The organism is Nakamurella aerolata (genome assembly GCF_013002705.1).
GTDB lineage: Bacteria > Actinomycetota > Actinomycetes > Mycobacteriales > Nakamurellaceae > Nakamurella > Nakamurella aerolata.
The window spans coordinates 636521-653140 of record NZ_JABEND010000001.1; the positions used below are offsets into that span (position 1 = coordinate 636521).

Genomic DNA, 16620 nt, shown 5'->3' on the forward strand with positions numbered 1-16620 from the left:
TACCGCCGTCAGCCGATGGTGATCCGGTACGGGTGCGGCCGGCGGGCGAAGTGCCCGACGTTGACGCACTGGGTGCGGCCGCGCGCCTGTCGCGGCGACAGTGGCTGATGCACGTGGCCGGACACCGCAAGCAGCGGTTGATGGCTGTCGATGGATTCCAGCAGGCCGGGCCCGTAGGCCTCAAGGCGCGCCGTCACCCGGTCGTAGCGCAGCATCGCGAGCCGCGGCGGCAGATGGCTGCACAGCACGTCCACCGCGCCCAGCCCGGCCACCGCGGCCGCGTACTCGTGCCGGTCGCGGACGTACGGCCGCCACGCCACGGCCCCGCCGGGCGCTGCGACAGCGGCCGAGGCGGATTCGGCCGCCGGCCGGGCCCGCCGCACTCCCCCGCCGACGAAGCCGAACCGCAGCCCGCCGAGCTCGACGACGGCGCCGTCGCTGGTGGCCAGCTCGGCACCGGCGACCCGGTCCCAGCTGGCGGCGACATCGACATTCCCCAGTATCAGCAAGGGTTTTCGGTCGGCCAGCTCCAGCGCTCCGCGCATCGCCAGGTAGCGCTCGTGCACCACATCGGACAGGGTGCCGACCGGGTCGGCGACGCTGTGCCAGAGCGCGGCGTTGTACCGGTTCAGCTCGTCGAAGTTGTTGGCCGCCCTGAGTTCACCGAACCGCCTCACCCGCTCGGCGCCGAAGACGGTGCCCAGAATGCCGGCACCGGGGTTGTGGTAGTCGACGTAGTCCAGCAGGTCACCGAGCACCACCAGCTGTTCGCTGCGCCGTGCGACATCGGCAAGGGCATCGACGTTGCCGTGGATGTCCGAGACGAAGTCGACCTGCACCCGCCAAGGTTAGCCGGGCCCGGTTGCGGGTCAGTCAGCGAGCAGTTGCGCCAGCCGGTCGGCCGATCCCTGCCAGGTCCAGTCGGTGCGCACCCAGCGCAGGCCGGCATCGCCGTAGCGGCGGCGCAACGCCGGCTCACCGAGCAGGCGGGTGCAGGCTGACGTCAGCGCGTCAAGGTCGCGACCCGCGACCACCAGCCCAGTTGTCTTGTCCCGCACCGCTTCCGGCGCGCCGCCGGAGTCGCCGGCGATCACCGGAAGACCGCATGCCGAGGCTTCGAGGTAGACGATGCCGAGGCCCTCGACGTCGAGGCCCTTGCCGCGGGTGCGGCTGGGCATCGCGAACACGTCACCGGCGTTGAAGTGGTCGGCGAGCTCGGCCGATGGCACCGCCCCGGTGAGGATCACCCGGTGGGCGACCCGATGCTGCCCGACCAGCGCCTGCAGCCGGTTGCGGTCTTTACCGCCGCCGACGATCAGCAACCTGGCTTCCGGGATCCGGCGCAGCACCTCTGGCCATGCCCTGACCAGTTGATCCTGTCCCTTGCGGGGCACCAGCCGCGACACGCACACAACGGTGGGATGCTCGGCAAGTTGGTAACGCTGGCGGATGCGTTGCCGCGCAACCGGATCGGGCCGAAACCTGCGAGTGTCGACCCCAGGGCGCAGTTCTTCCATCGCGGCTCTTGGCCCGAACGCCGTGGCGAACCTGCGCCTGGCGTACTTGCTCACATAGGTCAGGACGTCGACCTCATTGCCGATGCGGCGCAACAGTTGCCGGGCCGCCGGCAGCATCGACCACCCCACCTCGTGCCCGTGGGTGCTCGCCAGCGCCAGCACCGGGGCGTGCCGCCGCAGCGAGGGCGTCAGCAGCGCGAGCGGCGCCGCGGCGCCGAACCAGACCGCTTGTGCCGCTGTGGTATCCATCAGCTCAAGGGCGCGGCGCCTGACGGCCGGCCCCGGCAGCATCAGCGACGTCGGGTGCCGGTACACCGGGAACGGTTGTTCCGCGTCGAACTCGGCGGCACCGTCCCAGGCGGGCGCGTAGACGGCCAGCGCGCCGGCCGGCAGCCGGATCGCCAGCTCGTGCAGGTACGACTGGATGCCGCCGGCCCGCGGCGGAAAGTCGTTGGTGACCAGCAGGGTGCGGCGCATGGTGGGCGAGCCTAGCTGGCCCGTCCTGAACTGATCGTGGTGCGGTCAGCCCGGCCGGTGCGCGGTGGCGTCCGGCTTGTAGTACATCGCCTGAACCCGGACCGGGACGCCGGTCTGGGAGGCGTTCACGATCTGGTCGTTACCCACGTAGATGAAGACGTGATGCACCGGGGTGCCGTAGGTGACCAGGTCGCCGGGCTGCAGGTCGGACAACGGAACTTCCGGCAGGGTGGCTTGGCCACCGCTGGTGCGCGGAATGGTGACGCCGGCCTGCGCCCACGCCCACGACGTCAGACCGGAACAGTCGAACGAGCTCGGCCCGGCCGCGCCGTACACGTACGGCATGCCGACCCGCGACAGTGCGGCCTCGACCGCAATCTGGGCCTTGCCGCTCGCCGGCGCGGCAACGGGCGCCTGCTCGGTGGTCTGCTCCTCGGAGGTCTGTTCTTCGGTGGTCTGCTGCTCGGTGGTCTGCTGCTCGGTGGTCTGCTGCTCGGTGGTCTGCTCCTGAGCCGCCGTGCTCGGGGCCTCGGGCGCGGCGGCAGCCTGCTGCTGACCTCCGCCGGCCGGCTGCTCGGTGGTCTGATCCTGCGCGGCCTGGTTGGCCGCCTGCTGCTCGGCCTGGGCCTGAGCGGCGGCGGAAGCTTCAGAAGCCGCTGAAGCCTCCGAGGCCGAAGACGCCGATGCCTCGGACTGCCGGCTCTGCTCGGCTGCGCGCTCGGCGGCCTGCCGCCTGCGCTCGGCCTCTTGGGCGGCCAGCGCCTCCTGGCGCTCCTTCTCCGACAACGACTTGTAGAGCTTTTCCAACTCGGCGGCCTGCGTGCGCAGCGCCGATTCCCGTTGCTGGGCAGCGACTCTGGCCTGCTTGGCGGCGGAAGCGGCGGTGTCCGCCTCCTTCTTGGCCTGTTCGGCCTGCCGCAGCGCCGCAGCCGAGCGGCCCTGTGCGGCCTCGGCGTCGGCGGCTGAGGTCTTGGCGGTGCCGGCGGCGTCGGCGGCGGCGACACTGGCCCGCTTGGCGCTGTCAAGGGTCTGCTGCGACTGGTCGGCCACCACGTTGAGCTGGGCGGCCTTGTCCAGGAAGTCGTCCGGCGACTGCGCGGTGAGCAGCGCCGACATCGAGCCGAGCCGGGCACCGCGGAAGCTCGCCGACGCGAACTTCTCCACCTTGGTCTGCCACTGCTGGTTGACGGCGGCGGCCTGCTGCGAACGCTGCTGCGCTGTCTTCGCGGCGGCGTCTGCCTTTGCACTCTCGGCCGCCGCCTTGCTGGCCACCGACCGCTTGGTCTGCACCGCCTTGGCGGCGGCGGAGGCCTTCGCGCCGGCGGCCGCTTCGGCCTCCTTGGCCTGCAGCGACTGCTCGTTGAGCATGTCGGCCTTCTCGCCGGCGTCCAGCCAGGCCTGCTTGGCGTCAGCGGCGGTGTCCGGGGTGTCGCCGTTGAGGTCGGTGGGGGTGGCCGGCAGTGCAGCCGGCGTCGCCGGTCGCAAGACCGGCGCGGCAGCCGGGTGCGGTGCCGTCGGCTGCGCCGTTGCCGGCGCGGCCACCGCGGTGAAGGCCAGCGCCGGCACGCTCAGTGCCGCGACAGCGGAGATCAGACGGGCGTGCTTACGGTGTTGCTTGGCCACGCGGGCCACCTTCCTTAACTGGCTGGCTTGGGCGCGGGAGATGTTGCGCTGCAGCCGGATTCGGCGGTGCGGGTAGCGGACAAAGGACGGCTCAGCCAACCACTCGGTGGCCGGTCGGATTGTTTTTGTTGTAGTACATGCTCATCACCATGACCGGCTTCGACGAGGTCGATGCGTTCACGATCTGGCCGTTGCCGATGTACAGCGCGACGTGGCTCACCGGGCTGTAATAGGTGATCAGGTCACCCGGCTGCAGCTCACTGAGCGGCACTTCTTGCAGCGTCGCCTGGTCGGCGGAGGTACGCGGAATGGTGACACCGGCCTGTGCCCAGGCCCATGAGGTCAACCCGGAGCAGTCGAACGCGTCCGGCCCGGCTGCACCCCAGACGTAGGGAACACCGACCTTGGACAGCGCCGCCTCTACGGCGATCTTGGCCTTCCCGCTGGCGGGTGCGGATGCCGACGGCGTGTCCGGAGCCGCGGCTGCCTCGGCGCCGGCAGCACCCTCGGGCGCCAGGCTGCGACCGCGCGCCGCCAGCGACTGTCGCTCGGCGGCGACAGCAGCTTCAGCCTCAGCCTGCTGCGCGGCCAGGGCCTGCTGCCGCTCCTGTTCGGTCAGGCTGTTGTACAGGCCCTTCAGGCGAGCGGCCTCGGTCTTCAGATCCTGCTGCCGCTGCTTCACCGTGGCCGAGGCCTCAACGGCCTTCCGCAACGCATCGTCGGCGCCCCGCTTGGCCTGCTGGGCATTGGTCAGGGCCGTTGATGCCTTGGCCGCCACCGTCTTTGCCTTCTGTTGCGCCGCCTGCGCCCGCTGCGCCGCGGCGGCGGCGACGGTCTTGGCTTCAGCCGCCTTGTCCAGCACCTGTTGAGTCTCGCCGGCCACCACGTTCAGCTGAGAGGCGGTCTCCAGGAACTGGTCGGGCGAGTTGGAACTGAGCAGCGCAGAAAGCGATCCCAGCCGGGCACCACGGAAGCTGGCCGCTGCGAACTGTTGTGCCTTGGCGCGGTAGCCGGCCTCGTCGTCGGCGGCGACCCGGTACTCGGCCTGCGCCGCATCGGCCTCCGTCGACGCGGCGGCGCTTTCCTTCGCCGCCGCGGATGCGACAGCCTTGCGGTCGGCTGCGGTCTTGGCGGCGGCGGTGGCTTTGGATTTGGCCGCCTTTTGCTTCTCCTGCGCCTGCAAGACCAGTTCGTTGAGCGCACCGGCTTTCTCTTCAGCGGCCAGCCATGCTTTTTTGGCGTCGGCCGAGGAGTCGGGGTCGGCTGGGTTGGCCCGGTGACCGGGAGCGAGCGGCGCCGCGACGGCCCCTGCGGTCGGTACAGCGCGGGCCGGGCTGGCGAGTACCGGCAGCGTCAGCGCGCACGCGGCGGCGACCGAGGCCAGGCCGAGTCGTTTGATGACGCTGGGGTGCTTGACGAGGCTGCGGTGCTTGGTGGTGCTCTGCTCGGTGGTGCTGAGGGGTGACGTGCTGTGCTGCGCCAAGGCTCGGCGTGCCCTTTCTTCCCTTGCCGCCTACCGAGTTAGCTGACGGGTTCGGGCAAGGAAGTGCCCTCCCTCCACAAACGAAGGATTCACCCCAGATAACCGTGGGTCCCCGGCTCGACCACCCCGAAAAGGTCGACTCGGCGGTGACCTTCCTGATGCGGCGGGCGCCGGTTCAGCTGAGAAGGTCTCGATCAGGTTACGAGATGGCTACGGTCTGAGTCCAGCCAGGACTTCACCCGGTCGTGTTACCCCCATCACCCGCCGTACTGCCCGGTTTATGCAGGTCAGCGTCATACGCCTGACCTGACCCCACTTTGAGTATCGCCACTCCCGTCCCATGGGCCACAGAAATCACACTATGCACACCTGTGACTTCTGTTTGTTTTGTCACAAGAGACCCACTACGTCACTCCCGTCACAAGCGCGGGCGAACACAGCAGGAACCATCAGTCAGCCAAGCGGGTGCACAACGCGCAACAGCAGCTCGGACGGCACCACCTGGGCACCGGCGGCCGCAACGTCATCGGCGATGGCCCGATCGGAGGTGACCACCAACAGCGTGCGGCCGACGGGCTCGGCGGCGACCAGCCGCCGGATCACGTCGTCGGCGATCACCTCCGGCGGCGAGAAAAGCACCCTGATCTTGCGCCCGGCCGGCGGCGGGGTACGTACCGCGGCGCCGTCGAACACCACGGTGATCTCGGCGGAGGTGCGGGCGGCGAGCGCCGACAGCGACCGGATCAGCCGGTCACGCTGATCGGTCAGGGTCAGCTGCGGGTATCCGGTCTTGGTGACGTTGTAGCCGTCGACGATCAGGTGGGCACCGGGAACGGCCAGCAACTCGCTGACCTGTTCCACCCGGCTGACCGGCGCGGCCGGGCGGTGCCCGGCGCGCAGCTCGGCCGCCACCCGATCCCCCGGCAGTTCGCCGCCGGATTGCAGCGACCACTCGCGGCGCAGTCCGGTCACCGACTGCGCCAGGGCGGTAAGCAACAGCTCGATCCGGCGATCGGCCGCCCCGCGCTCCCGCTGCTGAGCCTCCCGCCCGGTGACTGTGGCGGTGTGCATGGCCTCGTTGCGCCGGTTCAGCATCGCGACCCGATCTTCCAGCCTTGCCACCTCGGCCTGCTGGCGGTCCCGCTGCTGGGCCGCGGTGTGCCGAAGCTCCTGCAGCTCGGCGCGGGCCGCCTCGGCCTCGTCCCTGGCCTGACGCAGCCGCACCCCCTGCTCCCGCAACCGCCCTTGCAGGTTCTGCGCCTGCGCCGCCAGTCGCGCCAGCTCGGCCGCAGAACCGTTGCTGCTGTTGGCATCCGGCCGGATGCCGGCGGACCCACCGGCCGCACTCTCCCCCGCCAGCCGCCCGGCCAACGCGTCGATCTCGCGCTCCAGCTCCGTGATCCGGCGACGGGCCGCAGCCAACGAATGCTGGTCCCGCAGCCTGCGCAGCGCCGCCTGCGGTACCTCAGCGCCGGCAAGGTAGGCCAGTGCCACAGCGGTGACGTCGTCCGCCTCGTCGGCGGCGGGACTGTCGGTGAGGGCGACAGGGGTGTCGGCGGCAGGGCGGTAGGCGCCAGGGCTGTCGGCGGCGGACGGTCCGGCGAGGTCGCGCACGGCGGTGGCCACCAGCGCGCGGAACCCGGCATCGGACTCCACCGCAGCAGCCAGCACCGCCGCGCCGCTGCGGGCTCGCTTGGCCGGAGCGAACCTCGCGACAGCGGCCACCGCGGCCGGGAGCTGCTCGATCGGCGCCGCGGCAACCGCCACCGCCGCGGCCGCGATCACCCGCGTCCGCACCGCCTCGGGAAGTTCGGCCAGATGCACCGCCCAATCATCCAGCACCGCGCGGCCGGCCCTGACTGTCGGAGGCGGCTCCTAGGGTCCGAGCTGTGACCTCCGTTGCGCCTGAGATTGCTGGGACTCGTGTTCCCACGCTACAGCCGAGCTTCGACGAGCTTTCGGAACCGCTGCGCGAGACCACTTTTGTGGTGGTCGACCTTGAGACAACGGGCGGGTCGGCGCGCACCGAACGGATCACCGAGATCGGCGCGGTCAAGGTCCGCGGCGGTCAGGTGCTCGGCGAGTTCGCAACCCTGGTCGATCCCGGCCGGTCCATCCCACCGAACATCACCATCCTCACCGGAATCACCAACGCCATGGTGGTCGGAGCTCCGCGCATCGACTCGGTGCTGCCCAGCTTTCTGGAGTTCTCCCGCAACTGCGTGCTGGTGGCCCACAACGCCGGGTTCGACATGGGCTTTCTGCGGGCGGCTTGTCAACGGCTGGGGCTGCCGTGGCCGGCCCCGCGGGTGATCGACACGGTGCGGCTGGCCAGGAGCGCGCTCAGCAAGGACGAGGCACCCAGCGTCCGGCTCGGTGCGCTGGCGCCGCTGTTGGGTGCCACCGTGAGGCCCGACCACCGCGCGCTGACCGACGCGAGGGCCACCGTCGACGTGCTGCACGCGCTGTTCGAGCGGCTCGGTGCCGTCGGCGTCCAGTCGATGGACGAGCTGGTGCACGCCCAGCGCCGGGTGTCAACCGCACAACGCCGCAAACGTCATCTGGCGCAAGGGCTTCCGGCGGCGCCAGGTGTCTACCTTTTCCGCGGCGCGAAGGACGAGGTGCTCTACGTCGGCACCTCGAAGAACCTGCGGCAGCGGGTGCGCAGCTACTTCGGCCGAAGCGAGCAGCGGCGGCGTATCCGGCACATGGTGACGCTGGCCGAGCGGGTCGATCATGTGGTCTGCGCGCACAGTCTTGAGGCGCAGGTGCGCGAGCAGCGGCTGATCGCGGCGCACCAGCCGCGGTACAACCGCCGGTCCAAGCAGCCGCATCGGGGCTGGTGGGTGGTGCTCACCAGCGAGGCCTTTCCTCGGCTTTCGGTGGTACCGGCGCAGTCGCCGCAGTTGGGCCGTACCGCAAACCCGTTGGGCCCCTTCTGGTCTCGGGCGGCGGCACTGGAGGCGGTGGACGCGTTGCACTCCGCGGTGCGGATCAGGCGGTGCACCCAGCGGATCCGCCGCCACGATCCGGATGGCACCGCCTGCGCGCTGGCCGAACTGGGCAAGTGTGGCGCGCCGTGCGCCGGGCTGGAGTCGGTCACCGACTACGCAGCCCACGTCATGCAGGTCACCGGCATGGTCGCCGGCAGCAACGACGACGTGCTGACCGGGCTGCATCAGCGGGTGGTGCAACTCGGTAGCGCCGGCCGCTTCGACGACGCCGCTACCGCGCGAGATCGGTTGGCAGCCTTGGCCTCCGTGCTGCATCGCGGTCAGCGGTTGGCCGCGCTGTGCGGCATCGCCGAGCTGGTCGCGGCCCGGCCGGACGGATCGGGCGGTTGGGAGTTCAGCGTCATCCGGCACGGCCGGCTCGCTGGGGCGGGAGTGGCGCGCCGGGGCGTCGCGCCGATGCCGATCGTGCACCTGCTGCAGGCTTCCGCCGAGACCGTGCGGCCGGCGGCGGGTCCGCTGCCCGCGGCCTCGGCCGAAGAGACCAGCACCATCCTTGCCTGGTTGGATCAGCCCGGCACCCGGCTGGTGTCCAGCACGCAGCCGTGGTCGCTGCCGGCCAGGGCGGCCGGCCGGTGGCAGCCGTTCGTCGACGCCGCGGCCGTCGCCAGGGGCAGTCTGAGCGGCGCCGACCTGCGCCGGCACGCCGTCACCGGCTGATTCCGGCGGCACCGATGAGTTCCCGGCGCGGCCGCGGTCTGAGTGGAGACAGCCGGCGAACCGCCGAATTGACGACCGCCGCAGCAAAGATCAAGGAGCAGATCATGACCACGTCAGCCTCAACCACACCCACATCGGCACCAGCATCCGCTGCCACATCCACGAAGCCGAAACTGGTGCCCTGCTTGTGGTTCAACATGAACGCCGAAGAGGCGGTGCAGTTCTACGCCGGGATCATCCCCGACACCAAGGTGATCGCCACCAGCTACTACACCGACAACATGCCGCTGCCGGACGGGACCGTGCTCACTGTTGAGTTCGAATTGGCCGGGCAGCGGTACACCGCTCTGAACGGTGGCGATCAGTTCCCCTTCACCGAGGCGATTTCACTGCAGCTGTACGTCGACGATCAGGCCGAGCTGGATCGGTACTGGGCGGCGCTCACCGCCGACGGCGGCAGCGAGGGACCGTGCGGCTGGCTGAAGGACAAGTACGGGCTCAGCTGGCAGATTGTGCCGACGGCCATCGAGCAGTGGATCAACGATCCCGATCGGGAGCGCGCCGCCGCCGTCGCCGGCGCACTGATGAAGATGCACAAGATCGATATCGCCGCCCTGCAGGCCGCGGCCGACAATGCCTCAGCGGCCTCAGCGCCGGTCAGCTCAGCCTGAACAGGGCCGCAGCGTTGTCGTGCAGCACCGCTCGCCGCACCGCCGACCCGGCACCGGACGCGGCCGCTTCGACGGTGGCCAGTGCCGCGGCCGGCACACCGTACGGGGTGTTGCTGCCGAACAGGCAGCGCTCGGGCAACTCACGGATCGCGGCGGCGACCACGAACGCCTGGAGCGCGCTGGAAAGGTCGAGGTACAGGTTCGGCTGCGCGCAGGCCAGCTCGACCGCAAGCATGGCGTGCAGCCCGCCGAATGCGCCGACGATCAGTGGCACCGTCCGGTACCGCTTGGCCAACGCGGCATAGCCGGCCAGGTCTGCCGCGGTGTTGGGCCAGAAACCATGCACCAGAACGGGTATGCCGCCGTGGTCGGCGGCCAGCGCCAGCACCGGCGCGATCGCGTCGGCACCGTCCGGTGATGGGGTGAGCTCGCCGATCCCGACGTAGCCGGGCTGGCGCAGCTGGGCTTCGACCACGTCGGCGAGTTCCGCCGGCGGCAACCACAGCGGCGCCGCGGCCAACGCCCTGGTGCGCGCCGGCCAGGCCTCGACGGCGCCGGCCAGCTCGGCGGCCGCGGCCTGGAACGAGCCGGCGGCCGGGTCACCGGCCACCACCTGCTGCAGCCGGCCGAACTCCGCCTGTACCTCGGCGGTGGTGCCGGTTCGTTCCGGATGCACCCTGGTGCTGGCGAGGACGGTCAGCTCGATGCCGAGCTCGGCGTCGGCCGTCAGCCTGCGGTCAAGATCGTCGGTGACGTGGGCGTGGATATCGATCACGTCTGCGCACGCTAAAGCTGTGCGCTGGTGTCAAGGTCAAGTCACGGCCTGCGACCAGACCATTAAGCTGAGCGCCATGGTGACCGCGATTGTCTTGATCTCAGCCAGCGCCGAGGCGATTCCGCAGACCGCGCAGGCGATCGCTGATCTGGACGGCGTGCAGGAGGTGTTCTCCTGCGCCGGCGACGTCGACCTGATCGCGATCGTCAAGGCGACCGATCACGAGGGCATCGCCGACATCGTGCCCAATCACATCTCCAGGGTGCCCGGCGTCGAACGCACCGTCACTCACATCGCGTTCCGCTCGTACTCCACCCGCGACACCGACGACGCCTTCTCCATCGGCATGAGTTCCTGATAACCCGGTAGCGCCGGACCAGAGCGGGACGAGAGCCGCCTGGCGAAATCTATTGCTGCGCAGCCAGTTCCGTCGACCGGGCGGCCCAGTCGGCGGCCAACCGCTGCGCGGCGCCGGAGTCGATGGCTGCCGCCGCCCGCTCCAGCTCGGCGGCCATCACGGTGTGCAACGACGCCGAGAGCTCAGCGGCGTCCGCTGGTCCGATCACATCAGACAGTCCGGCATGCGCGGCCAGCGCGGCGGCCGCGTTCAGCAGCACCGCGTCCCGCACCGCGCCGGGCTTGCCGGCCAGCAGGTCCTGCGCGACGGCCAGATTGACGGCCACCTCGCCACCGACCAGATCGGCCGGATCGGCGGCCGGGATATCCAGCCGCTCCGGGTCAAGGGTGGTGCGGACGACCTTCCCGCCGGAGACCACCCAGATGGTCGAGGTGGTGGTGGTGGTCAGCTCGTCCAGGCCGTCGTCGCCGCGGAAGAGCAGCACATCGCCGCCGCGGCCGGCGAACACCTCGGCCATGATCGGCGCCATCACCGCCGAGCCGCAGCCGATGGCACCGGAGACGGTGTGCGCGGGGTTGGTCAGCGGGCCGAGAAAGTTGAAGACAGTGGGGATGCCCATCTCGCGACGAGGGGCACCGGCGTGCCGGAACGAGGGATGGAACACCGGGGCGAAACAGAACCCGATGCCGAGCTCGGTCACCGTGGTCTGCACTCCGGCAGGGCCGAGGTGCAGCGCCACCCCCATGGCCTCCAGCAGGTCGGCGGAACCGCACTTGCTGGACGCCGCCCGGTTGCCGTGCTTGACCACCGGTGCGCCGGCGGCGGCGATCACCACAGCGGCCATGGTGGAGATGTTGACGGTGTTGCTGCGGTCGCCGCCGGTACCGACGATGTCGACGCTGCGGCCCTGGCTGCGCATCGGCACCGCGTGCGAGAGCATCGAGTCGGCGAGGCCGGCCACCTCGGCGGCGGTTTCGCCCTTGGCGCGCAGCGCCACCGCGAACGCCGCCAGCTGGGCTGGGGTCGCATCGCCGGCCATCAACTGATCCATCACCCAGCCGGTGTCGGCGGCGGCGAGATCGTCGCCGTCGAGCAACCGGGTGAGCAGCGCCGGCCAGGAGCGCTGGTCGTCTGTCGGCCGCATCAGCCGGTGAGTTCGGCCGCGACGGGCGCCTGCTCGGAGCCCAGCCGGCGCAGCAGCGTTGCCGCCGCCTCGGCGGCCGTCACCGGGTCGGGCGGCGACAGCAGCACCTCGTCGGCCCTGGCCCAGGTGGCCAGCCAGCGATCGGCGGCCCTGCCGACCAGCAGCATCACCGGCGGAACCACAATGTCGTCAGGCAGTTCCTGGTGCAGTTGGCGGCAGATGCCGATACCGCCCACCGGCTGCGCCTCGCCGTCAAGCACCAGCAGATCCGCCGCCTGCGAATCGACGGCGAGCAGCACCTCGGGAAGCGTCGAGCACTCCAAGAAATCGACCAGCCCGACGTCAGCGGCCGGTCGCCGGCCGATCGCCGCGACGATGGCAGCCCGGGTCTGCGCATTGCTGGAGTAGACCAGGATCACCGGGTTTGCCATCTCGCACCATCCTCGTCACGCGCCGAACGTTCGCCAGCTCGAATGGTAGTCGGGGCCGCTTCGCCGCAGGCAGGGCCTTTCGCTCGGCGCGGCGCGGGTACCCGCGCACACATGACTTCCCCAGACAGGCCATAATCCTCGTGTGACGACTGCGACCTCTCCCGCCGGCGCACCGATCCCTGGATCACCTGGGTCGTTCAGCGCCCGCATCCACACCCTGAACCGGCCGAACATGGTCAGCGTCGGCACCATCGTCTGGCTGGCCAGCGAGTTGATGTTCTTCGCGGGTCTTTTCGCGATCTACTTCACCGCCCGCGCCACCTCGACCACCGGCTGGCCGCAGGAGCCGACCGAGCTCGACGTCCCGTACGCACTGGTGTTCACCACGATCCTGATCCTGTCGTCGGTCACCTGCCAGCTCGGCGTGTGGGCCGCTGAACGCGGTGACGTGGTGGGGTTGCGCCGCTGGTACCTGATCACCTTCGTGATGGGTCTGATCTTCGTGCTCGGCCAGGCCAACGAGTACCGCACTCTGGTGTCAGAGGGCACCACCATGGCGAGTTCGCCGTACGGCACGGTGTTCTTCCTGACCACCGGTTTCCACGGGCTGCACGTGATCGGCGGGCTGATCGCCTTCCTGATCCTGATGGCCCGCACCCGGCTGTCCAAGTTCACGCCGGCGCAGGCCACCGCGGCGATCGTGGTGTCCTACTACTGGCACTTCGTCGACGTGGTGTGGATCGGGCTGTTCTTCACCATCTACATCGTCCGGTGACGAGGCGTCCACCGTTGAAAGGCACAGGCATGAGCCAACCCGAGAGCGACGGCCCGAGCGCCGGCAAGCAGCGCGGTACCCGGTTGCGCAAGGGCAGCAAGCTGTTTCGGCGTACCTCAGGTGCACTGGCGCTGCTGGTGGCGCTGTTCACCGTCGGCCTGCTGTACGCAGCACTGTCCCCCAGCAACGCGCCGGCCCAGGCCGCCCAGGCCGCCAGCCAGAGCGAGATCGATGCCGGCAAGGCGCTGTACCAGAACTCGTGCATCAGCTGCCACGGCGCGAATCTGCAGGGCGTGCAGGACCGCGGCCCCTCGCTGATCGGCGTCGGCTCGGCCGCCGCCTACTTCCAGCTGGCCACCGGCCGCATGCCGGCCACCGAGAACGGCGCGCAGATGGCCCGCAAGGCGCCGGTCTTCTCCGAGCAGCAGATCAAGCAGCTCGAGGCCTACATCCAGGCCAACGGCGGCGGCCCCGAGACGCCGACAGGGGACCTGCGGAACATGAACGACCTCGCCAAGGGCGGCGAGCTGTTCCGGCTGAACTGCGCGTCCTGCCACAACTTCACCGGTCAGGGCGGAGCCCTGTCCCAAGGCAAGTTCGCCCCGCCGCTGGGTGCGGCCACCGACCTGGACATCTACACGGCGATGCAGTCCGGCCCGGAGAACATGCCCAAGTTCTCCGACGGTCAGCTCACCCCGGACGAGAAGAAGGCGATCATCGCGTTCGTCCAGACCGTCAACAAGGAGCAGATCGACCCCGGCGGGTTCCCGCTCGGCGGATTCGGTCCGGCGCCCGAGGGTCTGATCGCCTTCGTGGTCGGCATGGTGGCGATCGTCGGCGTCACGCTCTGGATGGGATCGCGGGCATGAGCGGGCAGGGTCAGGTTCCCGCGCCGAGCGACGAGCAGCTGCGGTCGATGAACCGTGAGCAGCTCGGCCGGCTCGGCACCCAGCTCGACGACGTTCAGCTGGTGGAGTGGGGCGAGCGTTACATCCCCGGCTCCCCCGCCGACAAGCGGGCCGAACGCAAGGTGGCGCGCTGGTTCCTGCTGGCCGCGCTGTTCGGCCTCGCGTTCGTCGTCGTGTTCATCTGGTGGCCGGCGACGTACCGCACCGCGGCGTCCGGCGAACAGCTGATGTATGCGCTCTATACCCCGATGATCGGCCTGACGCTCGGCCTTTCGATCCTGTGCTTCGGCATCGGCATCATTGCCATCGCGCGGCGCATCGCACCGCACGAGGTGGCCGTGCAGCAGCGGCACGAGGGCATGTCCGCCGAGGTGGACCGGCAGACCCTCGCCGCCGAGGTGATGGACACCCTGGACAAATCAGGGGTGAAGCGACGCGGCATGCTGAAGGGCACGCTGGCCCTCGGCGGCGCCGGCCTCGGGCTGGCCGCTGTTGTGCCGATCCTCGGCGGCCTGATCAAGAACCCATGGGCCAAGGGTCCGAAGAGCGACCTGTGGGTCACCGGCTGGGCGCCGGTCAACGGCGAGCGGGTGCGGCTCACTCAGGTCGACGGCACCCCGGTGCGCCCGTCCGACATGGCCGCCGGCAGCATGATGACGGTGTTCCCCGGGCTGCCCGGCGGCGCCAAGATGTCCGACTCGGCCGTCATGCTGATCCGGCTGCGACCCAATGACGTGGTCAGGGTGCGCGCCGGCCAGCAGGGCTGGCAGTACGGCGACTACTACGCCTTCTCCAAGATCTGCACCCACGTCGGTTGCCCGACGTCGCTGTACGAGCAGCAGACCGGCCGCATCCTGTGTCCGTGTCACCAGTCGCAGTTCGACGTCTACGACGGTTGCCGCCCGGTGTTCGGGCCGGCCACCCGGCCGTTGCCACAGCTGCCGATCACCGTCGACGACGAGGGATTCTTCATCGCCGTCAGCGATTTCCATGAAGCGGTCGGCCCCGGATTCTGGGAGAACGGCAAGCAGCCGCAGTGGAAGTCAGAGCCGAAGGAGGAAGCCTGATGAGCCGGCTGACCACGGCGACCGCGCAACCGGGCGGCGGCATGCTGGCCAAGCAGCTCGACGAGGCGGACATCCGCTACCACGGCGCCCGGCCGCTGCGTACCGCGCTGAACAAGGTCTTCCCGACGCACTGGTCGTTCATGCTGGGCGAGGCCGCGCTGTACTCGTTCATCGTGTTGTTGCTGTCCGGGGTGTACCTGACGCTGTTCTTCAACCCGTCGATGGGCGAGACGGTCTATCACGGCTCGTACGACGTGCTGCGCGGGGTGCCGATGTCGGAGGCCTACGCCTCCACCCTGAACATCTCGTTCGAGGTACGCGGCGGGCTGCTGATCCGGCAGATCCACCACTGGGCGGCCCTGCTGTTCATGGCTTCGATGATGCTGCACATGATGCGCATCTTCTTCACCGGCGCCTTCCGCAAGCCGCGCGAGGGCAACTGGGTGATCGGTGTGCTGCTGCTGGTGCTCGGCATGGCCGAGGGCTTCCTGGGCTACTCGCTGCCGGACGACCTGCTGTCCGGCACCGGCCTGCGGGCGGTGTCGGCGTTCATCCTGTCCATCCCGGTGATCGGCACCTGGACGCACTGGGCGATCTTCGGCGGTGACTATCCGGGCACCGAGATCATCCCGCGCTTCTACTCGCTGCACATCCTGCTGATCCCGGCCATCCTGCTGGCGCTCATTGCGGTGCACGTCGGCTTCGTGTGGTTCCAGAAGCACACCCAGTTCCCTGGGCCGAGGGCCACCGAGAAGAACGTGGTCGGCGTGCGGGTGCTGCCGACCTTCGCCGCCAAGGGCGGTGGCTTCTTCGCTGTCGTCTTCGGCATCATCGCGGTGATGGGTGGCATCTTCCAGATCAATCCGGTCTGGAACCTCGGCCCGTACAACCCCTCACAGGTCTCTGCCGGTATCCAGCCCGACTTCTACATGGGCTTCCTGGACGGCATGGCGCGTGTTTGGCCGCCGTGGGAAGTGCGAAACCTGTTCGGGCACTACATGATTCCCGCGGTGTTCTTCCCGACCATCCTGGGTGCCACGCTGCTGATGATCCTGGTGATCAGCTATCCGTTCATCGAGCGGCGGTTCACCAAGGACAAGGCGACGCACAACCTGCTGCAGCGCCCGCGTGACGTCCCGGTCCGCACCGGCATCGGGGTGGCATTCCTGACCTTCTACATCATCAACCTGATCAACGGCGCCAACGACATCTTCGCGTTGAAGCTGGACATCTCGTTGAACGTAATGACGTGGATCGGCCGGATCGGCACCTTCGTGTTCCCGCTGATCGCCTACGTCGTTGCCTACCGGATCTGTCTCGGTCTGCAACACTCCGACCGGGCGGTGCTGGAGCACGGCATCGAGACCGGCATCATCAAGCGGCTGCCGTCCGGCGAGTTCATCGAGGTGCACCAGCCGCTCGGCCCGGTCGACAGCCACGGCCATCCGGTGCCGCTGGACTACCAGGGTGCTCCGGTGCCGAAGCGGATGAACCAGCTCGGCTACGCCGGCGAGGCGGTGGTCGGTGTGCTCACCGCCAAGGACACCTCCGGCGAGGTGCACCATGAGGCGGACGACCCCGACGACGGCGACTCCCCCGTCACCGGCGGCGAGCCGGACATCAGGCGCTGATACTGCGACGGGAACGGGCGGGCAGCCAATCGGCTGCCCGCCCGTCCTGGGTTCGGGCGGAACCCGCCGGCGGCGGCGAAGGTCGTATC

The 16620-nt window shown here is 69.7% G+C and carries 15 protein-coding genes and 1 riboswitch; of the genes, 7 read left to right on the forward strand and 8 right to left on the reverse strand.

Annotation, left to right across the window (positions count from 1 at the left end; translation table 11 throughout):
- Positions 1–8: 8 nt before the first annotated feature.
- The 5 genes from HKD39_RS02740 to HKD39_RS02760 all read right to left on the reverse strand — a co-directional run bounded on the left by HKD39_RS02740 (position 9) and on the right by HKD39_RS02760 (position 6924).
- On the reverse strand, positions 9–839 hold the full coding sequence (locus HKD39_RS02740; RefSeq protein ID WP_171198255.1) for a metallophosphoesterase family protein: 831 nt from the start codon (positions 837–839) through the stop codon (positions 9–11).
- Positions 840–869: 30 nt separating this feature from the next.
- On the reverse strand, positions 870–1994 hold the full coding sequence (locus tag HKD39_RS02745; protein ID WP_171198256.1) for a glycosyltransferase family 4 protein: 1125 nt from the start codon (positions 1992–1994) through the stop codon (positions 870–872).
- Between the two features lie 45 nt (positions 1995–2039).
- A complete protein-coding gene (locus HKD39_RS20250) occupies positions 2040–3617 on the reverse strand; it encodes an NlpC/P60 family protein (RefSeq protein ID WP_171198257.1) in 1578 nt (525 codons plus the stop codon).
- 91 nt (positions 3618–3708) lie between these two features.
- Positions 3709–5100, reverse strand: coding sequence for a C40 family peptidase (locus HKD39_RS02755; RefSeq protein WP_171198258.1), 1392 nt, complete (start codon positions 5098–5100; stop codon positions 3709–3711).
- A 12-nt stretch (positions 5101–5112) separates the two neighbouring features.
- A riboswitch (cyclic di-AMP (ydaO/yuaA leader) is annotated at positions 5113–5256 on the reverse strand.
- Between the two features lie 297 nt (positions 5257–5553).
- Positions 5554–6924 (reverse strand): NYN domain-containing protein, encoded by a 1371-nt coding sequence (locus tag HKD39_RS02760; RefSeq protein WP_171198259.1) that lies wholly within the window; start codon positions 6922–6924, stop codon positions 5554–5556.
- 65 nt (positions 6925–6989) lie between these two features.
- On the opposite strand from HKD39_RS02760, the gene HKD39_RS02765 reads away from it, so the two are divergent.
- Both HKD39_RS02765 and HKD39_RS02770 read left to right on the forward strand, forming a co-directional pair.
- On the forward strand, positions 6990–8771 hold the full coding sequence (locus HKD39_RS02765) for a DEDD exonuclease domain-containing protein (RefSeq protein ID WP_343074538.1): 1782 nt from the start codon (positions 6990–6992) through the stop codon (positions 8769–8771).
- A 104-nt stretch (positions 8772–8875) separates the two neighbouring features.
- Complete coding sequence (locus HKD39_RS02770; protein ID WP_171198260.1) at positions 8876–9442, forward strand: VOC family protein; 567 nt, start codon at positions 8876–8878, stop codon at positions 9440–9442.
- On the opposite strand, the gene HKD39_RS02775 is transcribed toward HKD39_RS02770, so the two are convergent.
- The gene (locus HKD39_RS02775; protein ID WP_171198261.1) at positions 9429–10217 is read right to left on the reverse strand and encodes an amidohydrolase family protein; all 789 of its coding nucleotides are present in this window, start codon (positions 10215–10217) and stop codon (positions 9429–9431) included. The two genes, HKD39_RS02770 and HKD39_RS02775, sit on opposite strands and share 14 nt — an antisense overlap.
- 76 nt (positions 10218–10293) lie before the next feature.
- Here HKD39_RS02775 and HKD39_RS02780 point away from each other — a divergent pair, with 76 nt between their 5' ends.
- Positions 10294–10575 (forward strand): Lrp/AsnC family transcriptional regulator, encoded by a 282-nt coding sequence (locus tag HKD39_RS02780; protein WP_171198262.1) that lies wholly within the window; start codon positions 10294–10296, stop codon positions 10573–10575.
- A 49-nt stretch (positions 10576–10624) separates the two neighbouring features.
- On the opposite strand, the gene trpD is transcribed toward HKD39_RS02780, so the two are convergent.
- Both trpD and HKD39_RS02790 read right to left on the reverse strand, forming a co-directional pair.
- Positions 10625–11719 carry an anthranilate phosphoribosyltransferase gene (gene trpD / locus HKD39_RS02785; RefSeq protein WP_171198263.1) on the reverse strand — a complete coding sequence of 365 codons (1095 nt, stop codon included), beginning with the start codon at positions 11717–11719 and terminating at the stop codon, positions 10625–10627.
- A complete protein-coding gene (locus tag HKD39_RS02790) occupies positions 11719–12150 on the reverse strand; it encodes a response regulator (protein WP_171198264.1) in 432 nt (143 codons plus the stop codon). The genes trpD and HKD39_RS02790 overlap by 1 nt, the downstream gene beginning before the upstream one ends.
- A 142-nt stretch (positions 12151–12292) precedes the next feature.
- On the opposite strand from HKD39_RS02790, the gene ctaE reads away from it, so the two are divergent.
- The 4 genes from ctaE to qcrB are packed head-to-tail and all read left to right on the forward strand — an operon-like array spanning position 12293 to position 16531.
- Positions 12293–12925: an aa3-type cytochrome oxidase subunit III gene (ctaE, locus tag HKD39_RS02795; RefSeq protein ID WP_343074539.1), complete on the forward strand. Its 633-nt coding sequence runs from the start codon at positions 12293–12295 to the stop codon at positions 12923–12925.
- A gap of 29 nt (positions 12926–12954) precedes the next feature.
- A complete protein-coding gene (gene qcrC / locus HKD39_RS02800; protein ID WP_171198265.1) occupies positions 12955–13794 on the forward strand; it encodes a cytochrome bc1 complex diheme cytochrome c subunit in 840 nt (279 codons plus the stop codon).
- Positions 13791–14900 carry a cytochrome bc1 complex Rieske iron-sulfur subunit gene (gene qcrA, locus HKD39_RS02805; RefSeq protein ID WP_171198266.1) on the forward strand — a complete coding sequence of 370 codons (1110 nt, stop codon included), beginning with the start codon at positions 13791–13793 and terminating at the stop codon, positions 14898–14900. The genes qcrC and qcrA overlap by 4 nt, the downstream gene beginning before the upstream one ends.
- On the forward strand, positions 14900–16531 hold the full coding sequence (gene qcrB / locus HKD39_RS02810) for a cytochrome bc1 complex cytochrome b subunit (protein WP_171198267.1): 1632 nt from the start codon (positions 14900–14902) through the stop codon (positions 16529–16531). The genes qcrA and qcrB overlap by 1 nt, the downstream gene beginning before the upstream one ends.
- The last annotated feature ends 89 nt before the right edge of the window (positions 16532–16620 follow it).

Excerpts from the sequence above, each read along its gene's own strand:
- qcrC (WP_171198265.1), top strand. The coding sequence starts at position 12,955 with ATGAGCCAACCCGAGAGCGACGGCCCGAGCGCCGGCAAGCAGCGCGGT.
- trpD (WP_171198263.1), bottom strand. The coding sequence starts at position 11,719 with ATGCGGCCGACAGACGACCAGCGCTCCTGGCCGGCGCTGCTCACCCGG.
- HKD39_RS02790 (WP_171198264.1), bottom strand. The coding sequence starts at position 12,150 with ATGGCAAACCCGGTGATCCTGGTCTACTCCAGCAATGCGCAGACCCGG.
- qcrA (WP_171198266.1), top strand. The coding sequence starts at position 13,791 with ATGAGCGGGCAGGGTCAGGTTCCCGCGCCGAGCGACGAGCAGCTGCGG.
- HKD39_RS02745 (WP_171198256.1), bottom strand. The coding sequence starts at position 1,994 with ATGCGCCGCACCCTGCTGGTCACCAACGACTTTCCGCCGCGGGCCGGC.
- HKD39_RS02780 (WP_171198262.1), top strand. The coding sequence starts at position 10,294 with ATGGTGACCGCGATTGTCTTGATCTCAGCCAGCGCCGAGGCGATTCCG.
- qcrB (WP_171198267.1), top strand. The coding sequence starts at position 14,900 with ATGAGCCGGCTGACCACGGCGACCGCGCAACCGGGCGGCGGCATGCTG.
- HKD39_RS02770 (WP_171198260.1), top strand. The coding sequence starts at position 8,876 with ATGACCACGTCAGCCTCAACCACACCCACATCGGCACCAGCATCCGCT.